The organism is Bernardetia sp. ABR2-2B (assembly GCF_037126435.1).
GTDB lineage: Bacteria > Bacteroidota > Bacteroidia > Cytophagales > Bernardetiaceae > Bernardetia.
Genome location: NZ_CP147020.1, coordinates 4,562,068 through 4,576,300, shown reverse-complemented (window position 1 = coordinate 4,576,300; position 14,233 = coordinate 4,562,068). Strand labels below are relative to the sequence as shown.

At 31.7% G+C, this 14,233-nt stretch carries 12 protein-coding genes; 7 read left to right on the top strand and 5 right to left on the bottom strand.

The genetic code is table 11. The features are described 5' to 3' along the window. The first annotated feature begins 341 nt into the window (after positions 1 to 341). Positions 342 to 1,187, top strand: coding sequence for a universal stress protein (locus WAF17_RS19225; RefSeq protein ID WP_338763238.1), 846 nt, complete (start codon positions 342 to 344; stop codon positions 1,185 to 1,187). 81 nt (positions 1,188 to 1,268) lie between these two features. Here WAF17_RS19225 and WAF17_RS19220 read toward each other — a convergent pair whose 3' ends face one another. From WAF17_RS19220 to WAF17_RS19210, 3 genes are all read right to left on the bottom strand, one after another. Beyond that, the gene (locus WAF17_RS19220) at positions 1,269 to 2,117 is read right to left on the bottom strand and encodes an energy transducer TonB (protein WP_338763235.1); all 849 of its coding nucleotides are present in this window, start codon (positions 2,115 to 2,117) and stop codon (positions 1,269 to 1,271) included. 101 nt (positions 2,118 to 2,218) lie between these two features. Further along, on the bottom strand, positions 2,219 to 2,866 hold the full coding sequence (locus WAF17_RS19215; RefSeq protein WP_338763232.1) for an energy transducer TonB: 648 nt from the start codon (positions 2,864 to 2,866) through the stop codon (positions 2,219 to 2,221). Between the two features lie 175 nt (positions 2,867 to 3,041). Then, a complete protein-coding gene (locus WAF17_RS19210) occupies positions 3,042 to 3,866 on the bottom strand; it encodes a TonB family protein (protein WP_338763230.1) in 825 nt (274 codons plus the stop codon). Between the two features lie 326 nt (positions 3,867 to 4,192). On the opposite strand from WAF17_RS19210, the gene tgt reads away from it, so the two are divergent. Continuing rightward, positions 4,193 to 5,323 (top strand): tRNA guanosine(34) transglycosylase Tgt, encoded by a 1,131-nt coding sequence (gene tgt, locus WAF17_RS19205; RefSeq protein ID WP_338763228.1) that lies wholly within the window; start codon positions 4,193 to 4,195, stop codon positions 5,321 to 5,323. Between the two features lie 162 nt (positions 5,324 to 5,485). Further along, entirely contained in the window at positions 5,486 to 8,053 is a 2,568-nt protein-coding gene (locus tag WAF17_RS19200; RefSeq protein ID WP_338763226.1) for a CHAT domain-containing tetratricopeptide repeat protein, read from the top strand. Positions 8,054 to 8,064: 11 nt separating this feature from the next. On the opposite strand, the gene WAF17_RS19195 is transcribed toward WAF17_RS19200, so the two are convergent. Next, a complete protein-coding gene (locus tag WAF17_RS19195) occupies positions 8,065 to 8,577 on the bottom strand; it encodes a DUF5362 family protein (protein WP_338763224.1) in 513 nt (170 codons plus the stop codon). Positions 8,578 to 8,737: 160 nt separating this feature from the next. Beyond that, complete coding sequence (locus tag WAF17_RS19190) at positions 8,738 to 9,199, bottom strand: DUF4440 domain-containing protein (RefSeq protein WP_338763222.1); 462 nt, start codon at positions 9,197 to 9,199, stop codon at positions 8,738 to 8,740. Positions 9,200 to 9,395: 196 nt separating this feature from the next. Between WAF17_RS19190 and WAF17_RS19185 the strand changes: the two genes are divergently transcribed. The 4 genes from WAF17_RS19185 (at position 9,396) to WAF17_RS19170 (ending at position 14,225) form a co-directional block, all read left to right on the top strand. Next, positions 9,396 to 9,818: an SMI1/KNR4 family protein gene (locus WAF17_RS19185; RefSeq protein ID WP_338763220.1), complete on the top strand. Its 423-nt coding sequence runs from the start codon at positions 9,396 to 9,398 to the stop codon at positions 9,816 to 9,818. A 29-nt stretch (positions 9,819 to 9,847) separates the two neighbouring features. After that, the gene (locus tag WAF17_RS19180; RefSeq protein WP_338763218.1) at positions 9,848 to 10,228 is read left to right on the top strand and encodes a hypothetical protein; all 381 of its coding nucleotides are present in this window, start codon (positions 9,848 to 9,850) and stop codon (positions 10,226 to 10,228) included. A 20-nt stretch (positions 10,229 to 10,248) separates the two neighbouring features. Beyond that, the gene (locus tag WAF17_RS19175) at positions 10,249 to 10,680 is read left to right on the top strand and encodes a hypothetical protein (protein ID WP_338763215.1); all 432 of its coding nucleotides are present in this window, start codon (positions 10,249 to 10,251) and stop codon (positions 10,678 to 10,680) included. 134 nt (positions 10,681 to 10,814) lie between these two features. Then, positions 10,815 to 14,225 (top strand): AAA domain-containing protein, encoded by a 3,411-nt coding sequence (locus WAF17_RS19170; protein WP_338763213.1) that lies wholly within the window; start codon positions 10,815 to 10,817, stop codon positions 14,223 to 14,225. The last annotated feature ends 8 nt before the right edge of the window (positions 14,226 to 14,233 follow it).

Sequence of the window (14,233 nt, the reverse complement as noted above, 5' to 3'; positions counted from 1 at the left end):
CTTTGAGGAGAGAGAGCAAGAAGTCTTTTATACAAATTTACCAAAAAAATTAGCAAATTCCATTTATTTTTTAGTTCTAATTTATGCATACAACAATTTGATTTTTTACAAAAAAAGTGTATTTTTCATTATAAAAATAATTCTATTCCGTTTTCATTGATGTCACTACCTTGAACTGCCAGTAATGACAGGTGTTTTATCAATTGGTGAATAAAAAAAATCTTTATTTCATTTTGAGAAAAGCAAAGAAGTTGCTAATTTGAAAGAAAGTATGGTTTTTTATCAAAACCTCTTCAAAAAGAAACACACAAAAAAATACTATTCTAATTCCTACAGAAAATATGGAGCATATTCTCGTTCCCATTAATTTTACACCAGCTACGGAGATTTCACTAGCACATGCTATTGGAATTGCACAGGCTTCTCATAAAGTAATCATTATGTGTCATTTTGTTACCTCTACCGTACCAGCAGGAGCAAATATGACTTTGCATAAACGAGAAATTAAGGAAAAACATGATAAAGCTCACATGGAAATGCGTGTTTTGCTTACTCAATATGAAAACCACACCTATAATGAAACTGGGCAACCCATTATGATAGAGCCTTTAGTAATGGAAGGACATCCAGATGATGCAACAGAACAAATAATGCAAGATAACTCTATTTCTATGATAGTTTTGTCTCATAAAGATAGTAATGAAATAAAAGATTTATTCTTAAATAATAGAGTTGTCAGGGAAGCAAACTGTCCTATCCTGACTATTCCAGAAGATGCTACTTACAAACCATTAGAATATGTTGTTTATGCAGCTAATTTTGATGGGAATGATGCGACAAGGATTCGTGATTTGATAGAGCTTACAAGCAATTTTGACGCAAAATTAGATTGTTTGCATGTCTGTACGGATGGAAAAAAATTACGAGAAGAAAACGAGAAAATGCAAGAGCTACAAGCAGAGTTTGATGTTGTTTTGTTTAGTAAACTCAGTTTTAAAGTAATTCGTGATTCGAAGAGTGTAACCAACGGGCTTGAAGGCTATTTATCTAGCCATCAACCCGATATGCTCGTAATGCTCAAAGCTGAACAAAATTTTTTCAAAAAGCTTTTTGGAAGCAAAACAAGCATTCGGAAAATGGCTCTTGATAACGGAATGCCAATTATGATTTATAGAGAACCTAAATAAATTTAGAAGTCAGATTTTAGAAATTGAAAGATAAAATATAGTAAAAAGGTACGCTTTGTCCGAACATATAATTTTGAATTTTTAATCCAATTTGAACATAATTGGTATAGACATACGGACTTTTACAATTTGTCCACGCTGACGAGCAGGTTTCCACTTTGGGCATTCACTCAAAACTCGCTTTGCCTCTTCATCTAACCCAAAACCAACTCCTTTAGCTACTTTTATAGCCGTAACACTTCCATCTTTATCCACAACAAACTGAAGAAATACTTTTCCTTCTATGCCTTGCCTTTTTGCTTGTTTGGGATAGTTTATATTTTTAGCCACATACTTATAAAAAGCATCCATCCCTCCTTCAAAAATAGCAGGTTCTTCTACGATATAAAACAACTCTTCTACTTTTTGAGATTGAAAGTTATTTTTATCAATGTCTGTTACATCACTTACTAAGTCGTCAATTTGAATTTCTAATTCTTCCATATTGATTTTAACGAGACTTTCATCAAAATCAACTTTGTCCACTTCTACTATTTCAGTTGGATTTATTGGTTGAATCTTTGGAGGTGGAGGTGGTAGAATATCTGTAATAGGAGGTAAATCAAATATTTCATCTTCCATGATTGGTTTTTCATAGCTTATCAAATTTTGTTCTTCCTCTGTCTGCCAAGTAAAAGCATACAAAACTAGTGCAGAACTGACCATTAAGCCAAAACCAAAAAGCATTTTTGAATAATTATGAATAGAAGTAGCATAGAAACTTTTTGGAGTTTGGTCTATTCTATTATCGGGATTATTTTTGTCTTCTTTATAAGCTGAATCGTATTTCAGAACATTGCTTTGTTGATAATTTAGCCATAAACGAAGAAAGGAAACACCAGCCAAAACAGAAAAACATAAAATAGCACTAAGAGAAATAAGTAGTTGCATAATTGTATATATTTGAATTAATAAAATTATTTTATTTATTATAATTACTTACTTTATACAATCACTTATTTTTCAAAAAGTAACATTAAAAAATCATTAGTTTACTCTTTTTCTAGTTTAAAAATTATCGGAATAGTTAATCTCGTTTTTACAGTTTTGCCACGCTGTTTAGCTGGATTCCATTTAGGAGAGTTTCTGATTACTCGTTCGGCTTCTGCTGCACACCCTCCACCAATATCATTTTTAGCTTTTACATCCGTAATTTCTCCATTTTTATCTATTACAAAACTTACTATTACCTTTCCTTTTATATTTTCTCTTTTTGCAAGAGCAGGATAATTTAGATTTTCACTAATGTATTTATAGAAAGATTCTATTCCTTCTTTTGGTTTAGCTTCAAGGAGTATAGAATAAAAAAACCCACAATCTGGTACTTCCTCTTCTCTAGGTGGTGCAATAAGATTACAGGTTGGTGGGTCTATTAGTTCAGCAGTATCTAAACCAACCTCTTTGACATAGTCTATTAGTATTGTCTTTAACTCTTGCGTTTTTTCATTTTCTATAAAAACATTCACACAAGTTATTTTTTCACTTTGCTTCTCAAAATTATTCTTAATTAATAAATCTAGCTTAGTATTCAGGTTAATTAATTCAGAGTTTTGTTTAAAGATATAGAAAAACAAGATAGAATTTGAAAAAAGTAAAATTGCTAAAGCTGTCTTTAAGAAATTGGTTGAATTGGTGGTCATTGTAAAATAATTTTAAGTTATTTATTTTATAATTTTACAATTCAAAAAACATCAAAAAGTAACAAACTTAATTTACTAAACACAAAAAAACCTATTCAAATGAATGAATAGGTTTTAAAGTATTTTGTGTCTGTTTTCACTATCTAAGTAAAGTTTATTTTACCTAGTCTTATTTTTAATTATCCAATTTGAAAACGATAGGAATATTCATACGAACTTTTACAGTCTTACCACGCTGCTTGGCTGGTGCCCATCTTTTAGACTCTCTAAGTACACGTTCGGCTTCTTCATCACAGCCTCCACCGATACCTTTTACAGTTTTTACATCTGTAAGTTTACCTGATTTATCTACCACAAACTGAACAAATACTCTCCCTTGAATACCCATACGTTTTGCTTGTTTTGGATAGTTCAATTCTTTTGAAACATACTTATAAAAAGCATCCATTCCACCTGGGTAAACTGCATTTTGCTCTACAATAGTAAATACTTGCTCTACTTCTTCTTGTTGACGTGGAGCTTCAATAGCTGTTACGTCAGTTACGATATTATCAATTTCGATTTCTACATCTTCAATTTTGATTTCGATATTTTCATCAAGTTCAATATCATTTTCTACTTCTACAATTTCCTCTGGAGTTACTACCTGTACTTTTGGTGGTGGTGGTGGTGGAATATTTGTAAGAGGAACATCAATAATTTCTTCTGTTTCGGCTACTGGAGCAACATATTCAGCCAAATCTTGTGCGTCTTCGAAATCCCAAGTAAAAGCTGAAAATGTTAGAGCAACACTTATTACAAGACCAATGCTGAAAAGCAATCCTGAATAATAATTGGCATCTACATCATAAAACTTACGAAGGATACCTACTTCAGGCTGTTTTATTTCGCCTGCTAATATTTTTTTACCATTATTATCTAATATACCTTTAAATAAAAGAGAGATTAATAATGAGATTGAGAATACTGTAGCTAGTACAGCAGTTAATATAACTAACATATTTTTTTTAGTTTTAAAGTGAAAAACAGTAAATCAAAAGTAAAAAGACTATTATAAACTTCCTAATCTGAAAGCGTTTTTTTCCAAATAAATTAATGATTTTATAAGGAAATATAGTTTATAAGTGCCTTTCTATCTATACAATCCGAAAGAAACTAAAAAGTAACAGTCTTTTTGAAAAAAAATGAGAAATTTTACTTTAAGCAAAAATAGGTCGTTTTAGGTATTTCTATAAAACAGAATTTGATACACTAGTCATTTTTTACGAACTTGCACGACTAAAAAACAAAAAGCCTTTTCTATCAGATTCATATAAGCTAGATTCAATGAAATTCGAACTTCACACCACCGATAAAGATACCTCTGCACGAGCAGGAACAATCACAACAGCACACGGACAAATACAAACACCTATTTTTATGCCTGTCGGTACGCTAGGAACTGTAAAAGGTGTTCCACCAGAAGCACTAAAAGAACACGTAAAAGCTCAGATTATTTTGGGAAACACCTATCATTTGTATCTAAGACCGAATACAGAAGTTTTGGAGGCAGCAGGAGGATTGCATAAATTTATGAACTGGGACAGACCTATTCTGACAGATAGTGGTGGCTATCAAGTGTATTCGTTGGGGCAGATGCGTAAAATAAAAGAAGAAGGTGTTATTTTCAAATCTCATATAGATGGTTCAAAACTCAACTTTACGCCTGAATATGTAATGGATATTCAGCGTAGTATTGGAGCAGATATTATTATGGCTTTTGATGAGTGTCCTCCTTATCCTTCTGACTATGATTATGCCAAAAAATCTATGGAAATGACACATCGTTGGCTAACACGTTGTATCAATCGTTTTGATTCGACAGAAGGAAAATATGGTTATAAACAAACACTTTTTCCTATCGTTCAGGGAAGTACATACAGAGATTTACGCAGAGCTTCTGCCGAATTTGTAGCTGAACAAAACAGAGATGGAAACGCAATCGGTGGACTTTCAGTAGGTGAACCTGCCGAAAAAATGTATGAATTTACAGAGCTTGTTTGTGATATTCTGCCAAAAGATAAGCCTCGTTATTTGATGGGAGTAGGTACACCTGCTAACATTTTGGAAGGAATTGCACTTGGTGTAGATATGTTTGATTGTGTAATGCCTACCCGAAATGCAAGAAACGGAATGCTTTTCACGACAAAAGGAATTATTAATATCAAAAATAAGAAATGGGAGAAAGATTTTAGCGTTTTGGATGATGGTTTTGATTGTCATGTCAGTAATACCTATTCAAAATCATATCTAAGACATTTGAATAAAGCCAATGAAATTTTGGGAGCTTATATTGCCTCTACACATAATTTAGCTTTTTATCTGCATTTGGTAGGAGAAGCTAGAAAACATATTTTGGCTGGAGACTTTGCTAGTTGGAAAAAAGAACAAGTGGAAGTCTTGATGCAGAGGTTGTAAGACGGAATAACACTTTTAAAACTATTGTCAGAGTTCTTTTAGGTTACCAAAAGACTACTGACAAAGTTTTTATAAAACTTCTACATTCTCTTGGTCAAAACACTAATTTGCTCAATTATCGTTATATTTAGAAAGTCAATTACAAAAACACTTTCTGAATCTATGAAAAATTACTACTTTTTATTTTTGATTTATAGCTCTTTTTTTTGTCTCTCAACTGTTTTTGCTCAAAGCTCTAGTATAAATTATAATCCAATTTCTGATTCTGATTCTTTAGCTACACAAAGTTGGGATTTGTTACTAGAAGAAGCTAATTATGCACAAGCTCGTTATGATTATAAAAGTGCGATTCAGCTTTATAAAAACCTTCAAAAACAAACATTAGAAAAAGACAGTATTTATTTTTTTGAAGTAAATAATCAGTTTGCCAGTCTGTATCAACAACAAGGAAATTACGCCGAAGCCGAAATTTTGCTTTCTCAATGTCTGAATTTTAATGATAAAAAATTTGGTTCAAGCAGTCTTCAATATGCTCAAAGTTGCAATGATTTGGCAGTAATTTATCGCTTACAAGGCAAGTATAAGAAATCAGAAAACCTGCATTTGAAAGCAAGGGAGATTCAGAAGATAGAACTTACAAAACTAAGTATTCCCTATGCAACTTCGTGTCTGAACTTGGCACAGCTCTACAAAATAGGAAATCGATATGATAAATCTGAATTATATTTAATAGAAGCAAGTAATATTTTTGGGCATCTTTTAGGAAGAAATCATCCAAGTTATGCGGGCTCATTGGTAAGTTTGGCAGATTATCATATCTATAAAAATCGTTTTGCAATGGCAGAAACGGCTCTGACTAAAGCTCGTCAGATTTATGCAGAAAATTATAGCAAACAAAACCTAGAATATGCCAATACGTGTACTAACTTAGCCAAACTTTATACCTCTCAAGATAATTACCAGAAGGCTCTTTCGCTTTATAAAGAAGTTGAAAATATTTATGCTACCTTACTCAGTAAAAAACACCCAGATTATATTTTCTTTCTAAATTCATTTGCTATTTTCTATCAAAAATATGGATTTTATGGAAAAGCGCAACCTCTTTTTATTGAAGTCATAGAAACGAAATTGGAAGAATTACAATCAAATTTTTATAGTTTGAGTGAAAAGGAAAAACTAGCTTATATAGAAAGTAATGAGTTTTATTTTGATAATTTTACGACTTTTTTTGTGCAAATGCTCGTTCAAAAGCCTGATTATTTAGGATTTGAAAAGCTTTTAAAAGCTGTTGTAACTATTCAAATTGCTCGTAAAGGGATTCTACTCAATGAAAATAAACGTATTCAAAAATATATTCTGTCCAGTAAAAATCAAAAACTTATAGACAAATATGAAGAATGGAAGCAAACAAAACATCAAATTGCATTAGGAAATAATCTTACTATCCGAAAAAGACAAGAACTACATCTAAATCTAGCAGAATTGGAAAGCCTAGCCAATGGTTTGGAAAAACAACTTTCGGCTCTTTCAAATTATTTGACCTCTCAAAACATAAATATAGAGAGCTACACACTAGAAAATCTTCAAAATAGTTTGAACCCAGAGGAAGCTGCCATCGAAATTCTAAAAAATTCGTTTTGGGACGCAAAAACTCGTCAAGAAAAAACAATGTACATTGCTCTTATTGTCAAAAAATCAGAAATAATTCCTGTTTTGATAACTGATATTAATGAAGAAAAAGAATTGACATATTATAGAAATACAATTCAGTTTCAGTTGGAAAATGAAGAAAGCTATAAAAAACTTTGGTTTCAGATTGACAGAAAATTAGATAGAACAAAGAAAATCTATTTTTCACCAAATGGAATCTATAATTTTATTAATCTTTATACGCTTTATAATCCAGCCACAAAAAGTTATTTGATAGATAAATTAACGGTTCATTCGGTAACTTCGCTGAGAGAAATTATAGAGAATAAAGAATATGAAAGTAAAGGAAATACGGGTTTTGAAAAAACAGCCGTTTTGATGGGAAGACCAAATTATTTAATTAAAAACTCTGCTCAAGATGATACAGAAAATACTACTTCCGATGATAGAGGTTCGGTTTTATCTAATTCGCTACAATTATCTACAGAAATTTTTACAGACTTAAAACAAACTGAACAAGAAGTAAGAACGATAGATTTACTTTTAAAACAAAATAATTGGAAAACAGAAGTTTTCCTAAAATCAGATGCCTCCGAAGAAACACTCAAACAGGTTTTTAATCCTACCATTTTGCATATCGCAACACACGGATATTTCAAAGAAAGTAAAAATCAAACAGCTCTGAATAGTATGTTGGGCGCAGGTATTGTACTTGCAAAACCAAAAGATAACAATCAAGCAGAAGATGGAATTTTTACAGCCTATGAAGCTTCTTTATTGGAGTTACAAAAAACAGAATTGGTCGTTATTTCGGCATGTGAAACTGGACTTGGAAAACTGGCTTCACAAGAAGGAGTTTATGGTTTGCAGCGTGGTTTTAGAGCAGCAGGAGCAAAAAATGTTTTGCTTTCACTTTGGAAAGTAGATGATAAAGCAACACAAGAACTAATGACCATTTTTTATGCAGCATGGTTTGAGGGAAAAACAAAACCTCAAGCTCTACGTGCTGCACAGTTTTCTATTAAACAAAAATATCAACATCCTTATTATTGGGGAGCTTTCGTATTGGTGGGGAAATAAGAAAAAACTTCTTACATCATTTGCGAACCAAAAAACATTCCTCCAATCACTCCTACAACAGCTATAATAATATAAACTACAAAAGTAATGATGATAAACATTCCCAAAAATTTGTAGTGAGATTTGAGATGAGACATTGATTTTTCTAAACTAATTTCATTTCCTGTACGAATAGCGCTACTTGCATTCGAACCAAAACGAAATAAATGTACGATAGGAAATAGATAAATGATTCCAACAATGATATAAATAATTCCCATTACCAAAGGCAAATAACTATAAGCTCCTGTGCTAAGAATAGAGACATCAAAACCTGCTTGACTCATCTGCTCGGTTGGTAAATTTGGATTTTGTAAAAACAAATTAAGATAAGGTAAAAAAGTCCCAAAAGACATCAAACCAGCAGCAACTGTAAAAACGAAAAAGACATTTATAAAACCTAAAATAGCCAAAAATTTTGCCCAAGAAGAAGCTGATTTGAGCATTGTTTGCGCCTGTGCAGAAAATGAGAGTGCATGATTCATAATTTTGAATAATTTGATGATAAATAGTTCTATCTTATTTTGTTAAACAACTAAAATACATAAAAAAGCTCATTTTTGTATTATGATACTTAATATGAAAATATATTTTTCATTTTCCACAAATAAATCTAAGGTTTGAATAACTTGACTATTGAGTTTTTCAATCCCTTTTTACTCTTGTAGAATGTAGCATTTGTAATTTCCAGCCTTGTTTGGTTTTTATGGCAACGGCACTTTCTAGCCATTGTAATTCTCTTGTTACTTTGCCATCTACACTAAGTGTTGCATAGTTTTGATAGGCAAACCAAATCGAATTTTTAGACTTTACAAATCTAATAAACTCAAAACTATTGGTTCTTTTGGGCAATTTTTCTGATTGACGAGCCTTAGCAATATAGCTTTTTATGGTATCGTTTGTCCAAACTTCACCGTGTTCTAAAAGAAGGAAATCATCTGTATGATATTTTTCTATTTTAGTAGAATCTAACTCGCCCCAAACATCATCAAAGACATTTTGTATAAGTTGTTTGATAGCTTCTTCTTCTTTTGGCTTTATGTTTTGTGCTTGAAGGGAATAAACAGAAAAAAATAGAAAAATTGGTAGTATTATTTTTTTAGTCATAATAAAGTTTGAATTAATTTTAATGATTTGGTTTGAACGATAATGACAAAAATACAAGACTTTTATGACTTGGAAACTTTTTGATGAAAAAAGCAAAGAAAGTTAGTGTTTTCGCAGTTTTAAAAAAAAATCTAAAAATAGAGTAGCTTTGATACTAATTGTAAACAAATACTTCCAAATTATTGCCAATAAACAAATGAAAACATCAGATATAAAAGAAATAGAAGCATTATTCAATATTCAATTACCAATCTTCTATACTTCATTTATCACAAACTATCCAAAAATATTGACAGAAATTCTTGTTCAATATGAAGATAAAACCTACTCAAACTGTTATGATAGTAAAGAAGAACTAATAAGGATAAATCAATTATTAGGTTTTTATGGAGAGGATAAATTTATCAAACATAAATTTTGCATTGGCGAAAATGGAGGTGGCGACTACTATCTGATTGATATAAATAATTCAACCAACGAAAAAATATATGTTATAGACCACGAAGAATCTGCTGAACTCTATTATGATTCTTCCACAGATACTTGGAACTGGGAAAATGTAGATTCTTTTAATGGAATGGCTGAGTTTAGTAACTTTATTTTATCCTTATTTTCTTGAATTTTTTTCAAAAGACTAAAATTATTTCAATGAGAAAATTTCTAACACGAGCTAAAAAAATAGCTCTATCTAATTACGGTAGAGATTCCATTTGGCTTGTCGAATTAAATGGACAAGTAATAGCAAAGTTAAGTGATGCTAATTTCGAAGACATGCTTTGGTATTCTTATAAGATTACTTTTTTGAATAAAAAAAATATCATTTCCTCAAACCCTCAATCTTGGTGGGAAGATGATTTCAAATTTAAGAATGAATATCTATCTGAATATGCTGAAAACCCTTTTTCTAATGATATGTTAGTCGATGGAAGAGTAAAAATGAGAGCTTTATATGTAAAACCAAAAAACAAACTGGAAACATTTATAGGTTATATTATTTACTGGTATTCTATATTAAAGAACCAAGTGTAGTAATTAAAAAATAGAAATATATGAAAACAAAAATCATAGGAGAAAAGTCTAAGTTTGCTATAGAAGTAAAACTTCGTTTAACTAGTAGTAATCGTTTATACGGAAATACTAGAATATGGATAAATAATAATCCCTTAGGAGCTATTCAAGAGGAAATAATGATGGGTTCTTTTATTAATTGTTTAAGAATTATGAAAGAGAATAGTTATAATCTATTATTTAGTAAACATATTAGTCTGACAGAAAATTTTGATGATTTTATCATAAGAGCAAACTATAAAAAAGAAAATATAACTTTCTACTGGAAATTAATTGGAAACAATTATGAATACAATGATATAAACAATAAACCATACTTTTATCAAAAGACTATAAGTTCTATATATTTTAGAGGAATAATAATAGAATTAAACAAGAGTGTAGAAAAAGAATTTTCAAAATATTGGAAGTAAAATAAAGATGCAAGAATTAATCTTGCTCAAATTTTTTGCAAAAATCTAAAAAATAGAGTAGCTTCGATAATAATTGTATAACAGACTTCCTAGTCTGTTGCTAAAAAACTTATTTTCATTTTGTTCAGACAGGGATGTCCGAACTACAGGAAAACATTATGCGAAAAACTGTCCTCAACGAGCTAGAAACTCAATATTATTACGACCAACTCCAACACTTGTCTGTTAAAAGCGATGAAACTTCAAAACAGCGTTTACAGCGTTTGTATGTAGCTTTTTTGAGCCTTTTAAATAATCTGACAGAAGATAGAGAACAACAAATTTTTACAGGTTGGTATGCAAAACTACATTTTGTATGTCAAGCCTATGGATTAGGGAACGAATGGGAGAGCGAATTACAAGGCTTACGACGACTTTTGAGAAAAAATAGTATTCAAGTTTTTTTTAATCCTTCTGAAATTCAGTTTCTGACAGCTTTATCGTTACTTACTCGCTTGGTTCAGATTTTTGCTACGGAAGATGCTCCAAAATCACTTAAAGAAAAATATAAAGATGAAGAGTTAATTAGTCTGGCTTTCAGAGAAGATGCAGAACAGAAAGTAAGCAGAATTTTCGGAACAGTACAAGAAAAAGATACAGAAATTATTTATGATGATAAAGGACGTGGGACAGCTTCCTTTCAACTTTTTACCGAAGAACATGGAATGATTAGTATTTCGGTGGCTGATGTTCATTATTATACCAAGAAAAATACGATTTTTCATCAGCATAATTTGAGTAGGGAAATTCCTCGCTTAATGCCTTACCAGCCTGTCAGTGTTACTAATTTGGAACACATAGGCGAAAACGAATTTGTCAGTACAGACAAGTCGCTCATTATATTGAATCCAGATTATTTGGTAGATGCTTCTGCCATTGCAAAGTGTAAGACTTTTAAAGGACAAACTCCTTATTTGTATCTGCTTTCTAAACTAGAATTTTTTGCAGGAAATGAAGGAACTTTTAGAGGAAAGGTAATCAATGAACTTTTGGATAAATTAGTAGAAAATCCAGAAATTACGTTTCAAGAAGCCTATAAAGATGCTTTTATAGAAAATAGTATTGATGCTGCTTTTATTGATAAAGAAAAACTAAAAGAGATTAGCAGACAGCTAAAAGAACATTTTTTTGTCGTTCAGAAACATGTAAGTCCCTATTTTGACAATTTATTAACGACAGAACCGACTTTTATTTCTAGCAAGTATGGTTTGCAAGGACGTATTGATTTACTCGTCGAACACAATGAAGATGAACTAAAAGACAGAAAAGATATTATAGAATTGAAGAGTTCGAAAGCTCCAGAAGTACAGCTTTCAAACGGTTGGAAAAATGATTTGATACAAGTAGCTTGTTATAATTTATTGATTGATAGCACTTTCGAAAAACGAACAGGAATTAGTGCGCTTCTGTATTCTAGTGATTCTCAAAATGGCTTGAGAGATTGTGGAAGTCTTGATTTTGATAAGCAAACAGCTATGGAAATCAGAAACAGAATTGTAGCGATGGATATGTGGATTGCTAATGGAAGTGTAAAAGTCTTTGATAATCTTTTGAAATCTGTCGAAATGTCAAATCCTGCTTTTTTTGATAGAGATAAGGCAAAGGACTTTGATGATAAATGGCAGAAAGGAAGTGAATTAGATAAAGCCTATTTTATAGAATTTATTGCTCTTGTAATGCGTGAGGCTATGTTTGCAAAAGTAGGAGGGATAGCAGGAAGCGAACCTGTACAGGGTTTTGCAAGTCTTTGGAGAAATACACAAACTGAAAAAACAAATAATTTTTCTTTATTGAATGAATTGATTTATGAAGAATGGAACAAGGACGAAACACTCCTGACATTAAAACGCCCAGAAAATCAGTCTATTACCTCTTTCAGAAAAGGTGATATTATCGTTGTCTATCCAATAGAAGAAGAGCAAGAAGGCAAGGCACATTCGCCACTTCGATACCAGATTTTGAAGGGAAATATTGAAGAAATTTCATCCGAAAAAGTAACTGTCAAGATTTGGAGTAAGCATATCAATCAAGCCTTTTTTGAATTATATCCAAAGTGGGGTATTGAACCAAATTTGATGGAACGAACTTTTAATGACCTTAGCGCATCACTTGCTGAATTTTTGGGTGCTGATAATCACAAAAAAGGAATTATTTACGGAAAACAAGAACCTCGTTTTGATGAGAATTTTAAAATAGATTATACCGAAAAAGGGCAAAATAAAGGATTAAGCGAAGAACAAAACGAAATATTTAATCGTGCGCTTTCTGCAAAAGATTATTTCCTTTTACAAGGCCCTCCCGGAACTGGCAAAACTTCGGCAATGCTCAAAAACATGGTCGATTATCTCTATAATGAAACTGACCAAATTGTAGTTCTTTTAGCCTTTACAAACCGAGCAACAGACGAAATTTGTCAGAAAGTAAAACTCGTTTGTGGAGATGATTTTGTTCGTTTGGGAAATGTAAAAGAAGACAGCGTTTTCTATCCAAATAGCTTGAAAGCCTCAAAAAGTTTGGATGAACTAAAAGCCAAAATTCATACTTCAAGAGTTTTTGTTTCGACGGTTTCTTCTTTTTATTCTAATCTTAGAATCTTGAATAGAGATGACCCAAATGGAGGAAAACTAACTTTTGATACGCTTATTGTAGATGAGGCCTCACAACTTTTAGAGCCTCATTTGTGTGGGATTTTGCCAAAATTCAAGCGTTTTATTTTGATTGGAGATGAAAAACAACTTCCTGCCGTTGTTACGCAGCCTTCGAAACTCTGTAAAGCAAAAAGTCCGTTGTTGCACGAAATTGGAATTGAAGATTTGAGCCAATCTGTTTTTGAGCGTTTGGTAGAAAATGCCGAAAAACGAAACTGGAATAATTGTGTGGCAATGCTTTCGACACAGTACCGAACGCATCAAGATATTGCCGAATTTATCAGTACAGAATTTTATAAAACGCTGAAAGCAGGAAGTGAAAGGCAGTTTGAGAAATTGAATTATTACAATCCAAATTCAGAAGACGAGTTAGAGAAGTTTTTAGCTCAAAAACGAGTATTGTTTATTCCTACCAAATCAGAAAAAGGAACAAAATTTCATAGCGACGAAGCCGACAGAGTAGTAGAGCTTTTACGCAGTATTCATAGAATTTTCGGAGATGATTTTGATGAAGAAACCGTCGGAGTAATTACGCCATATAGAGCGCAAATTGCACAAATTTATCAACGCTTAGACGAAAATCTACGAAAAGTAATAACCGTTGATACCGTAGAACGCTATCAAGGAAGTGAGCGAAAAATTATTATTTTATCAATGGCAACTAATCACGCTGCACAAATGCGCTTTTTGGAATCCTTGAATGCAAAACAAAGTGTTGATAAAAAACTAAATGTTGCGCTTAGTCGTGCTAAAGAACAGTTAATTTTGTTAGGAAATCCAGCAGTTTTGAAGACTGGGAAATTTTATGGGAAGTTTTTGGAGTGGGTGGAAAAGGAAAGTATCGAAGTAGAGTTGTAAGAATTGAA